General features: G+C 53.8%; 23 protein-coding genes and 2 pseudogenes. 6 read left to right on the top strand and 19 right to left on the bottom strand.

Annotated elements, in window-relative coordinates; all coding sequences use genetic code 11:
* The 15 genes from SR894_RS20435 to SR894_RS20365 form a co-directional block, all read right to left on the bottom strand.
* Nucleotides 1-1,059 carry a phage major capsid protein gene (locus SR894_RS20435; RefSeq protein WP_223288726.1) on the bottom strand — a complete coding sequence of 353 codons (1,059 nt, stop codon included), beginning with the start codon at nucleotides 1,057-1,059 and terminating at the stop codon, nucleotides 1-3.
* Nucleotides 1,060-1,119: 60 nt separating this feature from the next.
* The gene (locus tag SR894_RS20430; protein ID WP_223288725.1) at nucleotides 1,120-1,527 is read right to left on the bottom strand and encodes a hypothetical protein; all 408 of its coding nucleotides are present in this window, start codon (nucleotides 1,525-1,527) and stop codon (nucleotides 1,120-1,122) included.
* Nucleotides 1,520-1,825, bottom strand: a complete 306-nt coding sequence (locus SR894_RS20425; protein WP_223288724.1) for a hypothetical protein — start codon at nucleotides 1,823-1,825, stop codon at nucleotides 1,520-1,522. Before SR894_RS20425 ends, SR894_RS20430 begins: the two co-directional genes overlap by 8 nt.
* On the bottom strand, nucleotides 1,825-3,351 hold the full coding sequence (locus tag SR894_RS20420; RefSeq protein WP_223288723.1) for a DUF3631 domain-containing protein: 1,527 nt from the start codon (nucleotides 3,349-3,351) through the stop codon (nucleotides 1,825-1,827). Before SR894_RS20420 ends, SR894_RS20425 begins: the two co-directional genes overlap by 1 nt.
* Nucleotides 3,348-4,268, bottom strand: coding sequence for a toprim domain-containing protein (locus SR894_RS20415; RefSeq protein ID WP_223288722.1), 921 nt, complete (start codon nucleotides 4,266-4,268; stop codon nucleotides 3,348-3,350). The genes SR894_RS20420 and SR894_RS20415 overlap by 4 nt, the downstream gene beginning before the upstream one ends.
* A complete protein-coding gene (locus tag SR894_RS20410; protein ID WP_223288721.1) occupies nucleotides 4,253-4,483 on the bottom strand; it encodes a hypothetical protein in 231 nt (76 codons plus the stop codon). Before SR894_RS20410 ends, SR894_RS20415 begins: the two co-directional genes overlap by 16 nt.
* Nucleotides 4,480-4,656: a hypothetical protein gene (locus tag SR894_RS20405; protein WP_223288720.1), complete on the bottom strand. Its 177-nt coding sequence runs from the start codon at nucleotides 4,654-4,656 to the stop codon at nucleotides 4,480-4,482. Before SR894_RS20405 ends, SR894_RS20410 begins: the two co-directional genes overlap by 4 nt.
* The gene (locus SR894_RS20400) at nucleotides 4,653-4,886 is read right to left on the bottom strand and encodes a hypothetical protein (protein WP_223288719.1); all 234 of its coding nucleotides are present in this window, start codon (nucleotides 4,884-4,886) and stop codon (nucleotides 4,653-4,655) included. Before SR894_RS20400 ends, SR894_RS20405 begins: the two co-directional genes overlap by 4 nt.
* Nucleotides 4,883-5,005 (bottom strand): hypothetical protein, encoded by a 123-nt coding sequence (locus SR894_RS20395; protein WP_275951319.1) that lies wholly within the window; start codon nucleotides 5,003-5,005, stop codon nucleotides 4,883-4,885. Before SR894_RS20395 ends, SR894_RS20400 begins: the two co-directional genes overlap by 4 nt.
* Nucleotides 5,002-5,214 carry a helix-turn-helix transcriptional regulator gene (locus SR894_RS20390; protein ID WP_035536438.1) on the bottom strand — a complete coding sequence of 71 codons (213 nt, stop codon included), beginning with the start codon at nucleotides 5,212-5,214 and terminating at the stop codon, nucleotides 5,002-5,004. The genes SR894_RS20395 and SR894_RS20390 overlap by 4 nt, the downstream gene beginning before the upstream one ends.
* Nucleotides 5,215-5,800: 586 nt before the next feature.
* Nucleotides 5,801-7,102 (bottom strand): tyrosine-type recombinase/integrase, encoded by a 1,302-nt coding sequence (locus SR894_RS20385; protein ID WP_223288718.1) that lies wholly within the window; start codon nucleotides 7,100-7,102, stop codon nucleotides 5,801-5,803.
* 354 nt (nucleotides 7,103-7,456) lie between these two features.
* The gene (locus SR894_RS20380) at nucleotides 7,457-9,169 is read right to left on the bottom strand and encodes a class I SAM-dependent methyltransferase (protein ID WP_223288717.1); all 1,713 of its coding nucleotides are present in this window, start codon (nucleotides 9,167-9,169) and stop codon (nucleotides 7,457-7,459) included.
* Between the two features lie 290 nt (nucleotides 9,170-9,459).
* Nucleotides 9,460-10,275, bottom strand: coding sequence for a hypothetical protein (locus SR894_RS20375; RefSeq protein ID WP_044630691.1), 816 nt, complete (start codon nucleotides 10,273-10,275; stop codon nucleotides 9,460-9,462).
* Nucleotides 10,276-10,290: 15 nt separating this feature from the next.
* Entirely contained in the window at nucleotides 10,291-11,025 is a 735-nt protein-coding gene (locus SR894_RS20370; protein ID WP_176304976.1) for a HupE/UreJ family protein, read from the bottom strand.
* A 53-nt stretch (nucleotides 11,026-11,078) separates the two neighbouring features.
* Nucleotides 11,079-11,447 (bottom strand): hypothetical protein, encoded by a 369-nt coding sequence (locus SR894_RS20365; RefSeq protein WP_022522208.1) that lies wholly within the window; start codon nucleotides 11,445-11,447, stop codon nucleotides 11,079-11,081.
* Between the two features lie 133 nt (nucleotides 11,448-11,580).
* Between SR894_RS20365 and SR894_RS20360 the strand changes: the two genes are divergently transcribed.
* Complete coding sequence (locus SR894_RS20360; protein WP_008957440.1) at nucleotides 11,581-11,856, top strand: metal-sensing transcriptional repressor; 276 nt, start codon at nucleotides 11,581-11,583, stop codon at nucleotides 11,854-11,856.
* Between the two features lie 34 nt (nucleotides 11,857-11,890).
* Nucleotides 11,891-13,261, top strand: a complete 1,371-nt coding sequence (locus SR894_RS20355) for an MFS transporter (protein WP_223288716.1) — start codon at nucleotides 11,891-11,893, stop codon at nucleotides 13,259-13,261.
* Between the two features lie 351 nt (nucleotides 13,262-13,612).
* On the opposite strand, the gene SR894_RS20350 is transcribed toward SR894_RS20355, so the two are convergent.
* From SR894_RS20350 to SR894_RS20340, 3 genes are read right to left on the bottom strand one after another with little or no spacing between them, the layout of a single operon-like run.
* Nucleotides 13,613-14,053 (bottom strand): DUF411 domain-containing protein, encoded by a 441-nt coding sequence (locus tag SR894_RS20350; protein WP_008957442.1) that lies wholly within the window; start codon nucleotides 14,051-14,053, stop codon nucleotides 13,613-13,615.
* A 13-nt stretch (nucleotides 14,054-14,066) separates the two neighbouring features.
* On the bottom strand, nucleotides 14,067-14,201 hold the full coding sequence (locus SR894_RS20345) for a hypothetical protein (RefSeq protein ID WP_008957443.1): 135 nt from the start codon (nucleotides 14,199-14,201) through the stop codon (nucleotides 14,067-14,069).
* A 36-nt stretch (nucleotides 14,202-14,237) separates the two neighbouring features.
* Nucleotides 14,238-14,789 carry a hypothetical protein gene (locus SR894_RS20340; protein ID WP_008957444.1) on the bottom strand — a complete coding sequence of 184 codons (552 nt, stop codon included), beginning with the start codon at nucleotides 14,787-14,789 and terminating at the stop codon, nucleotides 14,238-14,240.
* A 211-nt stretch (nucleotides 14,790-15,000) separates the two neighbouring features.
* Here SR894_RS20340 and SR894_RS20335 point away from each other — a divergent pair.
* Nucleotides 15,001-15,108, top strand: a pseudogene (locus tag SR894_RS20335) (IS5/IS1182 family transposase); the annotation flags it as partial.
* Nucleotides 15,109-15,204: 96 nt separating this feature from the next.
* Here the strand turns inward: SR894_RS20335 and cadR are convergent.
* Complete coding sequence (gene cadR / locus SR894_RS20330; protein WP_004364961.1) at nucleotides 15,205-15,612, bottom strand: Cd(II)/Pb(II)-responsive transcriptional regulator; 408 nt, start codon at nucleotides 15,610-15,612, stop codon at nucleotides 15,205-15,207.
* Nucleotides 15,613-15,707: 95 nt separating this feature from the next.
* On the opposite strand from cadR, the gene SR894_RS20325 reads away from it, so the two are divergent.
* The 3 genes and pseudogenes from SR894_RS20325 to SR894_RS20315 all read left to right on the top strand — a co-directional run bounded on the left by SR894_RS20325 (nucleotide 15,708) and on the right by SR894_RS20315 (nucleotide 18,431).
* Nucleotides 15,708-16,604 carry a cation efflux transmembrane domain-containing protein gene (locus tag SR894_RS20325; protein ID WP_004574643.1) on the top strand — a complete coding sequence of 299 codons (897 nt, stop codon included), beginning with the start codon at nucleotides 15,708-15,710 and terminating at the stop codon, nucleotides 16,602-16,604.
* 3 nt (nucleotides 16,605-16,607) lie between these two features.
* Nucleotides 16,608-17,120 carry a signal peptidase II gene (gene lspA / locus SR894_RS20320; protein WP_004863699.1) on the top strand — a complete coding sequence of 171 codons (513 nt, stop codon included), beginning with the start codon at nucleotides 16,608-16,610 and terminating at the stop codon, nucleotides 17,118-17,120.
* A 21-nt stretch (nucleotides 17,121-17,141) separates the two neighbouring features.
* Nucleotides 17,142-18,431 (top strand): annotated as a pseudogene (locus tag SR894_RS20315) (ISL3-like element ISPpu12 family transposase).
* The last annotated feature ends 34 nt before the right edge of the window (nucleotides 18,432-18,465 follow it).

Genomic DNA, 18,465 nt, shown 5'->3' with positions numbered 1-18,465 from the left:
TCAAGCTCCCCAGTTAACGCCAGTGAGAACGGCGACTGCGTTATCTCGAACACGCTCCCAGCTCACCCGGCGGATAGCACGCAACACGGCTAGATTTTGTTGAAATGCGTTCCATATGCCGTCATCAACTTCTATCGCCGCTACCTCGCTGGTATCGATCGCTAAGCCTTCGTCAGCAAATAAAACTTGATCAGCGTCAAGCATGGTGACGCTCGTGCCGCTTGAATCGGTGGGTACGTAGTCGCTTGTCACAAGCGGGATTCCGAACAGGTCTCCACCATCCAGGGTGATGTTGGCTTGGCCCAGCACGCTCTGCATAAGCCCTAGCTGCACCGCATCGCTGCTGTGCATCACGATAACGGCGCTGTCGATGTCGCCTTGATAAAGCTTAAATAGGGCAGCAATGTCAGCTCGTACATCATCAGCCGTATTGCCGCTGGAGGGGATTGTGGGGGCATTGTAGGTGACTGAGGCGGGTTCAAATTCGTCGCCTGCGTTACCAGGGTCAATAAATCCGGTGCTTTCTGCGGTGGCAATGGCGCGTGTAAGGTCGCGTTCCAAGCCGTCTTCAAAGCGACTGCCAGCCACCTCTCGCGTGATAGGTAGTAGAGCGCCGATTTTTGCAGGCTCTAACGTTTTGATTGCGAATTTGCCGCCAGTGGTCGGGATCGCTTTACCCTCGCCAACCCAAGCCGCCTTTGAGCGCTCAGTCTGGATTAATTCACGTTGGTGGAATTGGGTGCGGCGAAGTGGGCGAACGGCGTTAATTTTACCAATGATTGATCGCTTGGCGACCAGGGCTAAAAAATCATGCTGGGCAATATCAAAGTCAGCATCCGCTCCGGTCACGCTTCCGGTGCTGATTAGGCCACGCTCTAGGAAGTTGGCGGCCTTGCTTCCAGCAAAACGGTTACTGGCAAGAAATGACGCCTCGCTCGGGCTATCCGATAGGGCCAAACATTGAACCGCCTGGATAAAATCTTTGGCGTAGTTGGGGCGTGAGGCGTTGGCGAGTGCAGATTGGGCGCGGTGGAGTTGGGCGCGAACGATGGGATCCATATTTAAATAACCTGTGTTTTGTGGGTTCCTACACAGGCTATCTAAATACTGTAAAAATCCTCAGTTTCTGGCTATTTTAACAAGGCGCTCAATAGTTTCCGGTCGAGTCGTGGGCGGTTCTGTTCCAAGCTCGTCAGCCAGGGCGGCGCACACCTGATACCAGTTGTAAGCCAATGTTCCAGCGCACGCTCTTTTGTGTGGCCCTTCCATAGCCACGAACGTTTGCCATACAGCACTGGCGACTAGCTCAGGGACGCGCCCATAAAACTCAGCAAGCGCGTCACCGCTATCTCCATCACACGAATTCAACCAGCCGTTTACAGCATCGATATTCAGCAAGGTGCTATGACCGCGCCCCCTCCCTCCACAGCGCTCCACAGGGCAGCCGCTGGCAATCCAGCGGCGTACTGTGCTGTCACTCGCACCATAAGCCCGTGCGGCTTCTGGAATCGTGACTACGTTACCCATTGGGCATCACCTCGATTTTCCAATTAGGCCAGCGGCATTGTGCTGCTAGTAGCGCCTCCTCTTGTGTAATCAAGCGGCCAACCAGGGTGGTGAAGGGCTTGCCATCCCTGAGTACCCGCCAAGCCATGCGGCGATTATCGTTAGCGGGAATCAGTTCACGCAGAAGGGCGGCTTTGTGTGACTTGATCCATATACGGATGTCATCAGTAATGTTTTCGCTAGGCCATACGTAAAGCCGTTCGCCGGGAAGCGGCTCGGCGTGCAAGTCGTGATTTCTGAGGTAGTCGAGCGCGGCCATTAGAATTCCTCCCCATTACTTGCAAGCTGGCGGGGTGATTTATCCGAAACATCGAAACAACCCGCGTGGTTGCTGGGCTCGCGGGGTTTCCTTTGCGAAACACTGTGGCTTTCTGTTTCGTTTGGAATGTCGCTGTAATCCGCGTGGTTGCTGGTTTGTTTCGTTGTTTCGCTTTGCTGGGGGGTTGTGGGCGAAAGATAGCGCCGGAATGCTTCGGCAAAGTCTTTCCGGTCATACCCTTTTTTGGTTTCGTAGCCGATGCGTAGCTGTTTCGACTTGATACCGAAGTCACCTAGCTTTGACGCTACTTGGCGAGCAGTGATTGGCTGCCCTCTGTTCCATGAGTTCCAGGGGGCTTCGCTGTCGGCATGTAGCGCGTTAACTAGTTCAGCGCTAAACAGTCGATCAACGCCTTTCTCCTCAAATGCCTCCTTTATATCCTTGAGTAGTTCAGTGCCCACATCTGAGGCTTGCTCGGCATCATCCATCCGAGTAATGCTCATGGCGATACGCCTAACGCGCTCCGGCCACTCCCCACCGATAGCCACGGCAATTTGCTGTAGCGGTTCCCAGTTATCAGCGGCGCGGTTGCTGAGGCCGGGGATAGGTTCAGGCCGTGTACTAGATACCGTCTCGGCTAAATCATCCTGTAGCCGTGACAATTGACGCTTGAGCCGGTCGCGCAGACCTTGGGGCATGAATCGGATGTTCTCGACTGTTTCATGGGGCAGCTTGCGGCGTAGCTCTAGTCGAATAGACCTACTGGCCAGTGTGTTAGCAATGCTGCCGATGCCACACAACGCTTTAGCGCCCCAAGTAGCGAAGCGCTTAGGCTCATGATCTTCACCCACCACGCGAATAATGAAGCCATTGCGACGGTGGCCCGAATTGAGCACACCTCTGGCATCCTCGTTATCACGCAGGAAGGTATCTACCTCGTCAATCAGCAGCGTGGGTGTCCACTTGTCCATGGAACGAAACAGCGCAGCCGGGCTTATGCCGTCGCACTTGAGCGGCTGGAATGCGAACGTCTCTAGGAATTCCAGTAGCGTTGACTTGCCACAGTTGGGCAAGGGGGCCGTGATATTGGCTAATGGCGCAACGTGAACTTCATCAATGAACCACGTAAAGGCGATCCATAGCGCGGCGGCATCGGCTACTTCAGGCTCACAGATAACATACTGTCGTAGGGTGTCCGATAACTCCCTTACCAGCGCTGCACCGTCTACGTGGTCTTGCCAAGGCTCGATAGTGGGGAATAGCTCCCCACCTTCACCGCTTGATAACGTCCGGGTCAGTTTATCCAGCTCGGCAACCTGTACTTTTGCCTTTTTGGCAGCGGCTCGGATACGTTGCCAATCAGCAGGGCTGCTCTGTCTAATGCTGGTGATATGGTCGAGAATGCTCTGCTCGAAAAGCGCGCCGGGATCATCCAAAGCAACATCAATAGCGCTCTGCACTATGTCCATCGGTTTTAGTGGCTCGGGCGCATTATCGACCACTTCTTTGATGTTGGGCTGACTCATAGCGCCAGCCCTCCACCTAGCCGCGCTAGGTCATTAAAGTCAGTCACTCCCTCGTGAGTCTCAGGCCAGACACAACGCGCCCCAATGGCTGAGGCGGCTTCCTTGCCCTTGGTAACGCCAGGATTGCCAGCGGTGCCATGGTCGTTATCAGCGCAAACGATGATGGGTTGAGTGGGGTAGCGTTCGCGTAGGCTTTTCGCCACGGGTAGTAGGTTGCCCGCATTCATGGCAGCGGCCACCGCGTAGCCTGTTGCCTCATGCAGCGTGGCAGCGGTCGCCCAGCCTTCAGCGATTAGCAGCGGTTGATGTGGCTCAATACTTCCTATGGGGGAATAGCAGCCTTTTACCTTGCCCCCTGTCTTAAAGTATTTGGCCCCATCCGCCGCGATGGTCTGCCAGTTAACCAGGCGTTGCCCATCGGTAAGCGGAACTACCAGCAGGCCGCGCATTTGGCGCAGGTTGTGGGGCTTGACGCCCTTGGTGGCTAGGTAGGCATGGGTAACGCTTGCAGGTGTCAGCAGCGGCCATTCTTGGCGCGTCTGGCTGGCTACCAGGGCATAGCCACGTTCGCGCTCTGCCTGTCGCTCAGCGCGGCGCTTGTCGGCCTCCTTTCTGGCCTTCTCGGCTGCCTTCGGGTCTGGGGTATCGCTGGCAAATACGCTGTGCTGTTCCCCGGTAGACCAATCGCCATGTACGCCAAAATCATGATGCAGTACGTACCAAAGGCGGTTATTGCCCTTGCGGCCTTCAGGGTGGTCGTGTCGGTGAATCTCGCCATCACCAATAGGGCTGACACTGAGGCCGTAATAGGCGACAATGCTTTCAGCCAGTTTGTTCTCTATGGCGATCTGTTCAGAAACGACCTTCGATAGCGCCCACGCCCCCCCAAGGCTGGGCGTTTTTATTGCTCGCTGCATACATAGCCCTCCTCTTGAAGCCAGTCACGGCGCTCCTCAAAGGTGCTGGATAGCAGCCACAGCGTTTCAATCAGTGCCTCACGTTTCAGGCCATCAAGGTCATGGTCATTAAGCAGCATCGCCACGCCTGCAAGGATTTTTGACGCTTGATCCATTTGACGAACGTCACCCGTAAGGGCGGCTTTCAGCAGGTAGGTTTGATCTTGAGGAGTCATAGACCTGTCTCCTTGCTAAATGCCTGGGCTTCGCGCTGAATCTCCTCGAACTCAAGGCGATTGACTAAACCGCTAGCAAGCGCCTGCTCGGCTGTTAAGAAGCGATCCGGGTTGGTGAAGTGAAAGCGAATAGTTCGGGTACGCAGGTCGCAGTTAATGGCTATGGGCATCATTTGACTGCCTCCTTTTTAAAGGCGTCATCAAGCTGGCCAAGCTCTCCATAGCAGCTCTGTGCCACTATCTCGATGGCCTCTACCAGCGCGCCGTAGTGGAAGTCGTTAAGGTTGGGGGATTCGCCTTCGTTAGCAGCACATCCTCGATCAATGTCGATAATCTTGGCGAGGGCGGCCATTAAACCGATGCGGCTTTCTAGGGTTTCGAGATTGCTCTTTGCATTGCTCATGAGCGCGCCTCCTTAGCAAGTGCCAGGGCAAGCTCAACAACCGGGCGTGACAACTTTTCCCCACGGTAGGGGGCGAGAATGGCCGTAAGGCGGGCGAGTTGGTCGCGAGTAACTATCATGCCGTTGCCCCCTTGGTCACTTGCTCGATCCAGGCGTCTAGGTCTGCAATGTCGTAACGAACGGCACGGCCCAATTTTTGGTGTTTAGGTGGTTTGGTTCCGGCGAGAATCCCCATACAGCGGGATTGGCGGAAAGTGGCGGGGCGATAGCCAAGATATTCGGCGGCTTCGCGTTCGGTGAGTAGCTTTCTCGGAATTGCAGTAGTCATAATAACTTGCCTTTAAAAAGGCCAGTTTGACTAACAGGAATAGGCGGGAAGTGATAACCACAGATACAAGCAATACTTGCACCGTGTGGATAACTTGTCCTAATATGAGGACACCCATATAGCTCAGCGCTATATAGGTTCGCTCTTTAACTCGACTACGCACTGCTCCGCATGACGTTGACGCGTCAAGCATTAGGGAGTGGTGCGTTTTCGTGTTGCTGAGCATCCGCTTTTCCCTTGTCAGTCTCACTGGCTTGGGGTTGCAGGCCAGGGTTCGGTTTCGGTCGCCAAACTTTCACCGGGTTCTGGCCTTTTCTTTAATCGCTGTATGTCTATGTCTGTATAGGCAAACAGTGATCTCCTCTGTAATGCTAACCGCATTTTACAACAATGCAAACTAAGCATGTGTTTCACAAATATGTTTCACAGCTTTTTAATTCTGTCTTACTGGTTCGGCAATGTTGCACAGTGATGCGTAGTGTTTCCTAGTGTCTTCCAATGTCTCATGTTGTCTCTTGTTTGCTGTTTATTTCCGCTCTAATAAATGAATAAATCTCACAAATAAATACATGAAGATGTTTATTTTTCATGAAGATTTTTTCTTTTTGAGAAGCACCACGTTAGTTTGCTCGGCTGCCTCTGCATCAGTGATTAACTGCCCCCATGCCTGCCAAGCCAAGCGTTGCTCTTTGGCGTAGTCGTGGCGCTGGTAGGTTTCAATTAAGCGATCCGTTGGCGAGTGGTTCAGCATTTGCTCGACAACGTGCGGTGCGGTGCCAAAGTGCTTTAGCAGACCAGTAGCCATCGAGCGGCGTAGGTCGTGAACGCTGAAGCGTGGCATATCGGCAAGCGGTGCTTTCATATCCTGCTTTGCCAGCTTGCGCCCCTGTAAGCGCGCAATGGCAGTGGTTAGGCTGGCGTCACCAATCGGTTGGCCGCTGGCACGCTGGCTTTCAAACACGTATTCCAGGTTGCCCGTTACGGCTTGCTGCTCCCTTAACAAGTCAATAGCGGCGCTTGAAAGGTAAACGGTATGCTCCCGGCGTGACTTGGTGGTTATGGCTGGCAGTGTCCAGCAGGCACCATCTAGGTCGATATGATCCCACTTGGCTTGCAGTAGCTCCCCCCGGCGTTGCCCGGTCAGTATTAGCAGCTTGAGTGCAGCGGCGGCGCTAGTGTCCAGGCGAGCGCTTTCTATCGCATCCCATAAGCGCTTGATCTCTGAAAGGCTTAGCACACGGTCACGCGGCGCTGACTTAGTTGCGCCTAGTTGGCTTGGCTGGATGCCTTGAGCGGGGTTGGCGTCGATCTGACCATGCCCTTCCGCATGAGTCAGCATTGCACGCAGCATGGTTAAGCACTTGCTTGCTTGGTTGCGGCTCTGGCGTTCGGCTATTTCTTTAACCGTGCTTTTTACCGTGCGGGCATCAATTCGCTTGACCAGCAATGAACCTACACGCCCCTTTAGGTAGTGGCCCCAACGCCAGCGCGCTTGCTCTACAACAAGCGGTGAAGGTGTACGTCTAGTACGTACCGTGGGCGTCTTTGCATAACTATGAAGCCAACGCTCGAACAGCTCGGCCATTGTCCAGGCTGACTCATTGCGTGCCTTTTCATCGCGCTGTGCGTGCTTTGGGTTAATGCCTTGAGCGTGTAGCGCTACGGCTTCACCGTGGCTTTCCCTCGCTTCCAGCAAGCCCACGCTTGGGTATCGGCCAAGGCTGTAGGTGTCTTGCTTACCATTGAAGCGGTAGCGGTAATACCACGCCTTTGATCCAGTGGGCTGCACACGAATAGCCAAGCCGCCACCATGAGGTGACTTCACGCTTTCCCAATAAACGGTGCCTTTGGGCTTTAGTGCCTGAAGCTGGCGATCTGTGGTTATCATGGCTGACTCCTGTTCAGTACCACTCTGGTAACTGCAATTTGAGTCTATAACCACAGACGTAAATAGACAAGCGCTAACAATAAAAAATGATAGATGCCTTGTTTTATGGGGTTTTTATTGTCTATTGGGATATGTGAAAGTTAAAGAGTTTAGTCCTCCGAAGCCGAGGGTCGCAGGTTCAAATCCTGCCGGGCGCGCCATAATTTCAAGGGCTTACGTTAATACGTAGGCCCTTATTTTTTGCGTGTGCCCAAATGGTGCCCATCTCGTGCCCCCTTTGCCCAATTCTTACGCTTTGGCTTACTCCTCTTCAATGACTATCGGCTTTTTCAGGGCACCATGTTGGGCACGTCGTTATTGGGCAATACCCATCCACTCCGCTAATTGCTGGTTGGCCTTCAATCGTTGGCGTTGAAGTAAGACGCTATCAAACAACATATCGAGTGAAGCCTTTGAGTTGGCAAGAGGAAGCGCAACGGCAGCCTCGTCACGAAATTGCTGCCGTATAGACCTGTCATCATCCAGGTAGCGCCACCATTGTAAAATATCTTGTCTGGCATTCTGCATAACGCTAGCTGAAGGTAAGCGATCGGACTTTGCTTGATTAACTTTTTCGGTGGTTGGTAATAGATTCCACAGATCGTTATTGTTCCAACGCGACCAAGGGAAGCAGTGATCTACTGCATAGGCCCAATGGTGTAAATCATTCTGGGACCAAACGCAGGGTAACGGTGTAGGATCTTTCAGGCGTTGATTCATTAGCAAACGTACCTGTTGTGTATCACGTCGGCTTTCCTGCCACTGTAAGGCTTGATGTAGTTTGCCAATATCATAATTTGCGTCGTAGCGCTGCATTAGCTGAACCCACTCATGAACTATTGCCGGTTCTAGCCAACAAGCGTAGCGGCTCATAGAATCCCACAGCTGAGTCGGAATGCTATACGTCCCGAATGAGGCTAGTGTGTCGCTATCGAGGCGAATCGCTTGCTCACGGATACGAAGGCTCTGGCTATTTCCGTCGAAGATAGGGCGCTGGCTTCCTGGCCACGTAGTGAAGTGTGTGGGCATCTTAAGGATGGTCAGACAAGCATCTCGAATTGCGCGCATCACCGTGGCCGCGACTCGAGGGTCGTAAAAAGGGGACCCGATACGTAAGTCATGTGGAGAAACCAGCTTTAGGCGATAAAAGTCGTCTTTAGCAAAGCCATAGCCTCTGTTACCGGGTGCTTGGCGCAATTGGTGGTCTATTACCAACGGGCGGTATAGCTTTAGCCAAAAAAGTCCTACCGCACCCAATGGTACTGTTACCCACTCTTCCGTACGAGAGATCACGATACCAGGCGCGCTGTCGGCTAAGCGCGTCAAAGTACGTAATAACCCCAGCTTGTAAGACGATGCTTTATCATCATTGACGATGATGTGTCGTAATGTGGGTAATGCACCTGAGCCATCGTCCGGTAATTTGAAGACACGTAAATGCCAAGCGATACGATCCCGGCCGAGTTGATCGTCATTGTGGCTTGTTTGTATCGGCAGAAGCGCTAAGTTTTGTGCCCAATGCTCTAATGCTGACAGGTTCACTGCTTGGAATTGGCGTTCATCACAACTTGGGCCTTCACGGCAGGTAATAACAAGAATTCCACCGGGGGCTAGCAGTGACGAAAGAACCCGCAAAGCTCGCTGTTGCTCGTCATGATCAAGATGCATCCAGACAGCAGATACCAATATCAATTGAAATCGTTGCGATAGGTGACGCACGAGGTTCAATGAAGGCAGAGTGTCGTTTAGCCATGAGATATCATCACCAACCGTATGCGCCTGCCCTAGCCCTCTCAAACGGTCGGCAGGTTCCACAGCTATAACCTGCCAGCCACGCTTGGCTAGAGCTTCCGCATCGCGACCACTGCCCGCACCAACGTCTAGCGCTAAGCCAGGTTGACTAGATAGATGGTGCAACCATTCACCATGGATAAGGTCGAAACTTATCGATTGATACTGCTCAAACAATCGTTGAGCGTGATCGTCGTAAAAACGACTGGCAGGGCTAGCCTTGAAAGATGAAGCCATGCTGAATCCTTGGTAAGCAGTAAATAGCCAATATGCTTACCTTACCAGCTTCGTGCATGTCAGGTATTTAGAGAAAAGCAGGGGGCAACTAACGGCCAGAAGCGGTCTTTTAGATATTTCGCATATACGCCTAAATGGTTTTGCTAACTGAGCTATTGCATCATCTCATGCGCTTGAAGATGATTTTTATATCAAGTGGTATATCAATAAACCAATACAGCTATAAATACTTAATGACACTGGTTCGAAGAAAACCTCTAGCACTCAAGAGAGCGCTAGAGGCTAATCCGTTAAAGGGCCTTAACTAACTCCCCGTATTCGCCACCCACACGCAAGACAATGATCACATCGTTGTCATTGCGGTTACGGAAGAACCAGCCATGGTTGCCAGTGAAAGCGGCTTCTAGCTCACCTTCATCTTCGGGCACGCCACGGCCTTTTTCGTAGCTAATGGAGTTCCCATTGCCATCACCGTGTGTGTCAAAGTTGACAGGGCCACCTTCGGATACCCAGGCAAAGGTAGCAACCGCCCCTTCTTGCATGGTGAGTTTGTACTCCGTGCCTTCTCCTGGCGTCAGGGTAAAGCTCACCTCATCGCTCCACGGGGACGCTTCTTCCGCTTGCGCCGTCTGTGAAGCAGCTTCCTCCGTCGCTAATGCCTCCGCCAGTGCCATGCTGGCATCGGTCATCACCCTGTCAGAATCTTCGAGTGAAGGTGCTACGGGATCACTCGCTGAGGCTGAATTGGCTGTTTGGGGAGCTATCTCTGCCTCGGACGTCGCAGTCTGAGCATCAGCATCGTTTACCGGCGCAGACTGGCGATCACTGACGATTCCTTGAGATGCCGAGGGTTGAGACGCCTGTTGGGCCATGGCTTGATCGTTGGCTTGGTCGAGTTCGGCTTCCTCAGCCAACTGGGTCTTGATTTCGCCCATCTCAGTCAGCCCCAACAAGCGCCCAGCACCGGTGGGGTCAATGGCATACTCGGCAGGTAACACGACGGTGATCAGCAAAGCGACAGCAATAACGGCGGCCATCAGCGTAGAGCGAAGTAACTTACCCGTTGACGGTAGTTCGGCACGGGTTGGAAGATCAGTGTTATACATTAGGGACTCCCTCAATTAGGCAATGAAATAGCCGGTGAGCTGATAACCAACCAGCATAAAGCCAGCGCACATCATGGCGACGTTAGCGGTGTAGGCGTGGCGTAAGAAGCCATTGGTGCGTCGCCAGAAACCCATCACGATAAGGATGGCACTCAGGGCTAGTAGCTGGCCGATTTCTACCCCGACGTTGAACGCCAGGAGATTGGGGACTAATCCATCAGAAGCGATATCGTACTCAATGATCTTGCTCGACAGGCCAAAGCCGTGAAACAGACCGAACACCAGTGTGGCGACCTTGGTGTTGGGCTGAAAGCCGAACCAGCGCTGATACGCCCCGATGTTATCGAGCGCCTTGTAGACAACGGAGAGACCGATGATGGCATCGATAAGGTAGCTATTGATGCCGATATTAAAGTACACCCCTAGCAGCATGGTCGTAGAGTGACCGATGGCGAAGAGGCTGACGTAGATGGCGATATGCTGCATTCGATAGAGGAAAAAGATCACCCCTAGCAAAAACAGGATGTGGTCATACCCCGTCACCATGTGCTTGGCACCGAGATAGACGAAAGAGATCAGGTGAACGCCATAGATCTCTTGGATGTACCCTTTGTCGCCTTCAGCAACGGCGTGGGCAAGGGCTTCACCACTGGCTCCCAGGAGCATCACCAGCAGTGTGAAAAGGGTCAGCGCGTGGCGTCGGGCCAAAACAGGCAAGCCGAACGCACCCCCTAGTTGGGATGGAAACATAAAACCTCCACGGGTTTGTCATTAAGTGTTGGCCGTCCAGTGGACGGCCCCAGTCATCCAGCGATGACCGGCCGTGGAGGACGCTCCAAGCGGTAGACACGACGCAGCGGTAGGCCGCTGCGTTCGCCTAGCCGCAGGGCGTCGCGGAAGTTCGGCTCGACGGCAATGCCCGTCCCAGGCCGATCCGCTTTTTCGTGAAAGTGACTGCCACTCTCATTATGGAGGTGGCGACTATCTTCGTGCTCGTGGCCATGGGTATGCCCATGGCCCTTCTGCACATTCTCATGGAGAGACAACTCAACGCTAACCATGCTCGCCGCCCCATGCGCACGCGCCTCACCCACACTGGTGATTACCAGGCTAGGCAGGAACAGCAACAGAAAGGTCAGATAGCCAAGGCGGTGGCGCAGCCGATTGAGCATGTAGAGCAACCAGGATAAAAGTAAAAATCATAAAAATAGATAACCGTCTGCCTTGAACCATAGCGTTGGCAGAATAACGGCGATAGATTACCATCCCCTCCGGGGGGATAGGAATATAATAAGGGAAAAGAAAATGACAATGCATACTCACCAGTCACATCCCGATATCGTCAAGCGCCTGAACCGCGCTCGGGGGCACCTTTCGAGTGTGACCCAGATGGTAGAGGATGGACGCCACTGTCTGGACATCGCTCAACAACTCCATGCGGTAGAAAAAGCCATTCAGCAAGCTAAACGCACCTTAGTGCTGGATCACATCGACCACTGCCTAGACGAAGCCCTGGGTACTCAGAATCAAACGCAACGGGCACGGGCTGAAGAGTTCAAGACGATTGCACGCTACCTGTAAGTACTTTTAGGCTCCCCTCATTTGAGGAAGTTCTATGCTCGATGTACTCGCCCACCGCATCTACCGCCATCTCTTTTTAGCTCAGGTCATTGCACTGATCGGCACTGGCCTGACCACGGTTGCGCTGGCGTTACTGGCTCACGATCTTGCTGAAGGTCAGGCAGGTGTTGTGCTAGGCACGGCGCTGGCGATCAAGATGGTCGCTTACGTGGGCATTGCCCCTCTGGTCGGCGCTTATGCATCACGCCTGCCTCGGCGCACCTTGCTGGTTAGTCTGGACTTGATGCGTGCAGCCGTGGTTTGTGCACTGCCTTTTGTTACCGAAGTGTGGCAGATCTATGTGCTGATCTTTCTACTCAATGCTTGTTCAGCTGGCTTTACGCCCGTTTTCCAGGCGACGATACCTGACATTCTCGAAGACGAGGAGAAGTACACACGTGCATTATCCCTGTCGCGTCTCGCCTATGATTTAGAGAACCTTCTTAGCCCGATGGTGGCGGCGGCACTGCTGATGGTGATGGGGTTTGATGTCCTGTTTGTACTCAACGCTCTGGCGTTCGTTATCTCTGCCGCCCTGGTTATATCGGTAACCCTGCCTGCGCCTCTTGCCCTAGAGGAAGCCCCTAGCGTCTGGCGTCGTGTTACCCGCGGCATGCGGATTTACCTGAAGACGCCCCGGTTGCGCGGGCTACTGGCGTTGAACCTGGCTGTTTCAGCCGCCGGGACCATGCAGATCGTCAACACGGTGGTACTCGTACGCTCGGTGTTGAATTTGGGCGAGAAAGAAGTCGCACTGGCCTTTGCCGCCGCAGGCGGGGGCTCCATGCTAATAGCCTTACTGCTGCCCAAGGTGCTGGAACGGGTGTCCGAGCGGCCAGTCATGCTGCTGGGTGGCGTTATGATGGCACTCAGCCTCTACCTGGGCTGGCTGGGCCCATCGTTTGCGGGGCTTGTCGGGCTATGGTTACTGCTGGGCGCTGGGGCCTCGTTGGTCATGACCCCCACCGGGCGCCTGCTCAAACGTTCATGCCAGCCGGAGGAGCGTCCAGCGCTGTTTGCTGCCCAGTTCTCGTTGTCACACAGCTGTTGGCTAGTCACCTATCCGTTGGCAGGCTGGCTGGGAGTGAACCTGGGACTGACGGGTACGTTCGCTTTGCTGGGAACGGTGGCCCTGGCGGCAACGGGGCTCGCGGCCCTTATCTGGCACGCACATGACCCGATGGCTCTTGAGCACGAGCACGCTGCCCAAAGTCACACCCACCTGCACTACCACGATGAACATCATCAGCACGAACATGAGGGATGGGAGGGGCCGGAACCTCATCGCCATTCCCACCATCATTCCCCAGGCTCACATGGGCACGTCTTTGTTATCGATGACCACCATTCCCATTGGCCATCGTAAAACGAGTAAGGACGCGGGCTTGGGAAATAAACGTGGGATGCGAACTGCCAATCTTAATAACGCGGGTATACAACATGCTCACCTTTTATTAAGGCGTAATATTAATAGGAGGTTTTTGCGCAAAGTAAGCTTTAACAGGCTTGCTAGTGTGGCAATGTGTAGGTGTAAAGAAAACGACGCAATCTTATTTTTAGCTTACCGTAACGAATCGACCCGTAACGCACTAGCAAAGTAAATCCTAAGTTTAATACAGCGCTTTCGTTTTAGTAATGTATGACTTGAATGCGCCTGCTGTACTACAAGAGTCCGTTAGAACGGCGTGCAGACAGCAGGCGAGCTTTTATCACCCTACTAAAGGGTCATAAATGGCTCATCTTCCTGGCCTGTAAACGTGTACACATTGTAAGGGCTTTCTTGTGGCCCCGGCATACCCGGTGTGCCAATGGGCATACCCGCCAAACCGATACCGTCAATATCGGGTTGTTCCTCAAACAGCGCCTGCACGGCTTCCATTGGAACGTGGCCTTCGATCCAATACTCGCCCATCTCAATGGTATGGCATGAACCCAGGCCATAGGGCACGCCTGCCTGCTGCTTAATATCACCCAGCTCTACATCGTCAATAATCGTCACTTCTACGCCGAGCTCTTCAAGATGGCGTGCATAAGCGTCACAGCAGCCGCACTGGGGGTTTTTATACAATGTTGCCTCTGGCGGTAACGCCGCCTGGGCGGAGACCGCCCCAAGCAGCATGGAACCAGAGAGTAAAAGCTTGGTGCTCATATGTTGCATTATTTTCAACTCCTTAGCGTGAACGACTGAAGAGGTACTTGGCCAGCGAAGCGATCGCCAAGCCAATTAATAACAGCATGGCCAGGGGCATCAACCAGCCTAGCCACCCCATTGACCCCATAAAAGCAAAACATTCCGCGTTCATCATGCCATCACTCCTAAAAAAAGAGGCAATCGCCAAGGCTTATTGCGGGCCATGGTGGCTGGGCATGCTTCCTCTCATCTGTTCACGCTGCTCATCGGTCAGTAAGTCCTGCATCTGATTATGCATGCGCACGTTATCAGCCATCATATCGCCATGAAGGTTGGCCATTTGAGCATGCAGCGCCTTTATTTCCTCTGGTTCAGGGCGTTCAGTCTGCATGGTTTGCATCATGTCGTCGCGCAGGTTCATCAATTCGCCCATCCGCTCAAGCTGGGCCGCGCGGTGTTCTTGGCGCATCTCACGCATGGTACTCATCTGCTGCTCGTCGAGCATACCGCCAATGCCGGACATACTCCCCATGCCTTCCATCATTGGACAAGGCATCATCCCGCTTTGCCCTCCCATCATCATTCCTGGGTACATGCCTTCTTGACTGCCCATCATCATGCCCGAACCCATACCGACTTGGCCGTCCATCATATTGCCCTGACCTTGGGCGCCTTGGCTCATACCTTGAGCGAAGATGGCGCTGCTGGGGACACTGAGGCTTGCAGCCAGACCAATGGCAAAGATCATCTTGTGCTTAACCATGATATTTCCTCTTATCATGTTGCTGGTCGAGACATCGCCTTATCCATTAAAAATGGAAGAAGGCGGAGTTAGCTTTCGTTATAAGCCTACAACCTATAGGTGGCCCAAAGGTAAAGGAGAAACCGATCCCAATACCTAAGGAAGCTCTGAAAAAGTCCCTGCCATCAGCGATAATACGGCCATCGTCAACTGACTAGGATTCAGTGCTGCCATGGATCAAATCACCTTTTCCGAAGCCGAGTACCAGAACAAGAAGAGAAAGACCCGCCGCGAACTCTTTCTGGAGCGGATGGACAATCTGATCCCCTGGACGCAACTGGAGAAAAAAGGGTAAGCGGATTAAATGGTTGATCTTACCTTTGCATGAGAGTGAGACAGACCGGCATCTCATCGGATTATCTGGTTGATGCTTCACCTACTGCTGGTGCATGTTTCCTTCGCTAATTCCAGCAAGAACCCCACACGCCTCAACTTCCCGGTCATCGTTGCAACTCGCTCTCAGTGAAACGAGTTGTTTCTCAAGCGCTTGCAGAGCGGTTATCTGCGACCGCACATGAGAGATGTGATCATCGAGCAAGGCGTTGACGGCGGTACAAGGCTGATGAGGGTCGTCCTGATAGCTCTGTAGTTCGTGAATCTCAGCCAGTGACAGGCCCAGGATTCTGCAGCGACGGATGAAGGCCAGCCCCTCACCATGCTTCTCGGTATAGACACGGTAACCGTTGTCCTGCCGATCAGGCGGCGGCAACAAGCCCTGCTGTTCATAGAAGCGGATCGTCTGTGTTTCGACCCCTACCAACTGCGCCAACTGACCAATGCGCATCAGCCTCCTCCCCAACGGATTCTTTACTCTATTGACCTTATAGTAGCTTTATAGTTTTAAATGGTACCACAACATTGTTCAAGTGGAGTCGTATCATGAGCAAATCCTGTGGTGGCGCCTGTGGCGGTGATGCAACGTCCGCAGCGGATACCGATATACAGGCCTCCTCCGAGGCGCCAGGGAGATGGGTCAGTGTTTATGCCGTGCCGAAGATGGACTGTCCATCAGAAGAACGAATGATTCGCCTAGCCCTGAACGGCTTTGAGGAGATTCGGGCGCTGTCCTTCGACTTGTCGAACCGCCGGCTGAAGGTCGTGCATGACGGCGAGGTCGAGCCCGTCACCTCGAAACTGAAGACCTTGGGGCTAGGCGCCTCGCTTCAGGAAACCGTCGCTGCAAATCCGGAGACCATCAAGGCCGCCGAGTTTTCGGCAGCTTCTGCTAAGCAAGAATCCGGGACCCTGCGCTGGTTGCTCGGCATCAATGCACTTCTGTTCGTGGTGGAAATGACTGCCGGTCTGATCGCCCAGTCCACCGGCCTGATTGGAGAATCCCTGGACAATTTTGCCGATGCGGCGGTGTACGGGCTTGCCCTTTATGCGGTTGGACATAGCGTGAAAATGCAGGTACGTGCCGCGCATCTTGCTGGTGTACTGCAACTGATCTTGGCTGTGGGCGTGCTCGTAGAGGTGGTGAGACGCTTTGTATTCGGTAGTGAGCCTGAATCGCTGGTGATGATGGCTATCGCATTCGTCGCATTGATTGCCAATACCAGTTGTCTGCTGCTCATATCCAAACATCGGGAAGGCGGGGCGCACATGAAGGCAAGCTGGATATTCTCGGCCAACGACGTGGTGATCAACCTGGGGGTCATCACCGCCGGCGCCCTGGTCGCGTGGACCGGTTCCAATTATCCGGATCTGATTATCGGCACCATCGCGGGGGGCATTGTACTTAACGGTGCCAGACGCATTTTGGCGTTGAAGGGTTAAATAATGCTCATTATTGGCAAAAAGCTCTCGCCGTATGCCCTATTGTCCATATCGGGCCTGCTGGCAGCGTCTGATCAGGCTGTAAAGTGGCTGGTGCAGCAATCAATGGCCTATGGCGAGTATGTTTCGGTGACCCCGTTCTTTAACTGGGTGCACCTATGGAACACCGGTGCCGCATTCAGTCTTTTTGCGAATGGTGGAGGCTGGCAGCGCTACTTTTTTATCGGAATCGCGGTAGTGGTCTCGATTTTTCTGATCAAGCTGATCCTTGAAAATCGTCATAAAGGAGAAGCCATCGCTTACAGTCTTATCCTCGGTGGCGCCATGGGCAACCTGATTGACCGGGTCTTTCGCGGCTATGTTGTGGATTCCTTTGATTTCTATTGGCGAGACTGGCATTGGCCGGCCTTCAACCTGGCTGATATTGCAATTGTCCTCGGTGCCTTACTTTTCGTTTCCAGCAGCTTGTTGGGTAAAAAAGCAAACACCAATGCCGAGCCGGATGGATCTGACTGACACCTACGCCTATACAACACCATGACCGAACTTCCCGACAACATCCTTCACCTGCCGCAATACCAAGTACTGGGCTGCAAATCAACCGACGACGAAATGCACTTCCAGGTGGACGTGCCCGATCCCATCGCCTGCGAGGAATGCGGCGTGCAGGGTGAGTTCGTACGGTTCGGCAAGCGTGACGTTCCCTATCGTGATCTGCCCATCCACGGCAAGCGGGTCACTCTCTGGGTGGTCCGCCGCCGATACACCTGCCGGGCCTGCAAGACAACATTCAGGCCCCAGCTACCGGAGATGGTGGACGGATTCCGTATGACACTGCGGCTGCATGAGTACGTGGAGAAGGAATCCTTCAACCACCCCTACACCTTTGTGGCGGCACAGACCGGCCTGGACGAGAAGACGGTGCGCGACATCTTCAACGCCCGCGCCGAGTTCCTGGGGCGCTGGCACCGCTTCGAGACGCCCCGCATCCTGGGCATTGACGAGCTATACCTGAACAAGCGCTACCGCTGCATTCTGACCAACATTGAGGAGCGAACCCTGCTCGACCTGCTGGCCACCCGCCGCCAGGACGTGGTGACCAACTACCTGATGAAGCTGAAAGACCGGCAGAAGGTCGAGATCGTCAGCATGGACATGTGGAACCCCTACCGGGCAGCGGTCAAGGCTGTGCTGCCCCAGGCCCGTATCGTGGTCGATAAGTTCCATGTGGTGCGCATGGCCAACGATGCCCTAGAGAGAGTGCGCAAGGGCCTCAGAAAGGAGCTGAAACCGTCCCAGAGCCGGACTCTCAAGGGAGACCGGAAAATCCTGCTGAAACGCGCTCACGAAGTCTCAGACCGGGAGCGCCTCATTATGGAGACCTGAACAGGCGCGTTCCCGCAACTGCTGGCCGCCTACGAGCACAAGGAGCGCTTCTACGGCATCTGGGACGCCACCACACGGCTCCAGGCAGAAGCCGCCCTGGACGAGTGGATAGCCACCATCCCGAAGGGCCAAAAGGAAGTCTGGAGCGATCTGGTCAGGGCAGTGGGAAACTGGCGCGAAGAGACCATGACCTACTTCGAGACGGACATGCCCGTCACCAACGCTTACACGGAGTCCATCAACCGACTGGCCAAGGACAAGAACCGTGAAGGGCGCGGTTACTCCTTCGAGGTGATGCGGGCACGAATGCTCTACACCACGAAGCACAAGAAGAAGGCACCGACTGCGAAGGTCTCTCCTTTCTACAAGAAAACCATCGGTTACGGACTGCCGGACTTCGCAGAGGAACTCAACTACGGAGTCGATCTATCAACCATCTGAGGGTGGTATCAGATTGATGGGGTGAAGGTGCCCC

It is taken from the genome of Vreelandella neptunia (genome assembly GCF_034479615.1).
Taxonomy (GTDB): domain Bacteria; phylum Pseudomonadota; class Gammaproteobacteria; order Pseudomonadales; family Halomonadaceae; genus Vreelandella; species Vreelandella neptunia.
Note: the sequence above shows the minus strand (reverse complement) of the source record. Positions and strands in the feature narration are given on the sequence as shown.

What these genes read in the sequence shown, in the direction of transcription:
- cadR (WP_004364961.1), bottom strand. Translation starts at nt 15,612, where the DNA reads ATGCGCATTGGTCAGTTGGCGCAGTTGGTAGGGGTCGAAACACAGACG.
- SR894_RS20425 (WP_223288724.1), bottom strand. Translation starts at nt 1,825, where the DNA reads ATGGCCGCGCTCGACTACCTCAGAAATCACGACTTGCACGCCGAGCCG.
- SR894_RS20405 (WP_223288720.1), bottom strand. Translation starts at nt 4,656, where the DNA reads ATGATGCCCATAGCCATTAACTGCGACCTGCGTACCCGAACTATTCGC.
- SR894_RS20340 (WP_008957444.1), bottom strand. Translation starts at nt 14,789, where the DNA reads ATGGTTAAGCACAAGATGATCTTTGCCATTGGTCTGGCTGCAAGCCTC.
- SR894_RS20430 (WP_223288725.1), bottom strand. Translation starts at nt 1,527, where the DNA reads ATGGGTAACGTAGTCACGATTCCAGAAGCCGCACGGGCTTATGGTGCG.
- SR894_RS20365 (WP_022522208.1), bottom strand. Translation starts at nt 11,447, where the DNA reads ATGCTCAATCGGCTGCGCCACCGCCTTGGCTATCTGACCTTTCTGTTG.
- SR894_RS20400 (WP_223288719.1), bottom strand. Translation starts at nt 4,886, where the DNA reads ATGAGCAATGCAAAGAGCAATCTCGAAACCCTAGAAAGCCGCATCGGT.
- SR894_RS20345 (WP_008957443.1), bottom strand. Translation starts at nt 14,201, where the DNA reads ATGATGAACGCGGAATGTTTTGCTTTTATGGGGTCAATGGGGTGGCTA.
- SR894_RS20420 (WP_223288723.1), bottom strand. Translation starts at nt 3,351, where the DNA reads ATGAGTCAGCCCAACATCAAAGAAGTGGTCGATAATGCGCCCGAGCCA.
- SR894_RS20435 (WP_223288726.1), bottom strand. Translation starts at nt 1,059, where the DNA reads ATGGATCCCATCGTTCGCGCCCAACTCCACCGCGCCCAATCTGCACTC.
- SR894_RS20355 (WP_223288716.1), top strand. Translation starts at nt 11,891, where the DNA reads ATGCTCGATGTACTCGCCCACCGCATCTACCGCCATCTCTTTTTAGCT.
- SR894_RS20410 (WP_223288721.1), bottom strand. Translation starts at nt 4,483, where the DNA reads ATGACTCCTCAAGATCAAACCTACCTGCTGAAAGCCGCCCTTACGGGT.
- SR894_RS20380 (WP_223288717.1), bottom strand. Translation starts at nt 9,169, where the DNA reads ATGGCTTCATCTTTCAAGGCTAGCCCTGCCAGTCGTTTTTACGACGAT.
- SR894_RS20385 (WP_223288718.1), bottom strand. Translation starts at nt 7,102, where the DNA reads ATGATAACCACAGATCGCCAGCTTCAGGCACTAAAGCCCAAAGGCACC.
- SR894_RS20360 (WP_008957440.1), top strand. Translation starts at nt 11,581, where the DNA reads ATGACAATGCATACTCACCAGTCACATCCCGATATCGTCAAGCGCCTG.
- SR894_RS20390 (WP_035536438.1), bottom strand. Translation starts at nt 5,214, where the DNA reads ATGACTACTGCAATTCCGAGAAAGCTACTCACCGAACGCGAAGCCGCC.
- SR894_RS20375 (WP_044630691.1), bottom strand. Translation starts at nt 10,275, where the DNA reads ATGTATAACACTGATCTTCCAACCCGTGCCGAACTACCGTCAACGGGT.
- SR894_RS20370 (WP_176304976.1), bottom strand. Translation starts at nt 11,025, where the DNA reads ATGTTTCCATCCCAACTAGGGGGTGCGTTCGGCTTGCCTGTTTTGGCC.
- SR894_RS20325 (WP_004574643.1), top strand. Translation starts at nt 15,708, where the DNA reads ATGAGCAAATCCTGTGGTGGCGCCTGTGGCGGTGATGCAACGTCCGCA.
- SR894_RS20350 (WP_008957442.1), bottom strand. Translation starts at nt 14,053, where the DNA reads ATGCAACATATGAGCACCAAGCTTTTACTCTCTGGTTCCATGCTGCTT.
- SR894_RS20415 (WP_223288722.1), bottom strand. Translation starts at nt 4,268, where the DNA reads ATGCAGCGAGCAATAAAAACGCCCAGCCTTGGGGGGGCGTGGGCGCTA.
- lspA (WP_004863699.1), top strand. Translation starts at nt 16,608, where the DNA reads ATGCTCATTATTGGCAAAAAGCTCTCGCCGTATGCCCTATTGTCCATA.
- SR894_RS20395 (WP_275951319.1), bottom strand. Translation starts at nt 5,005, where the DNA reads ATGATAGTTACTCGCGACCAACTCGCCCGCCTTACGGCCATTCTCGCC.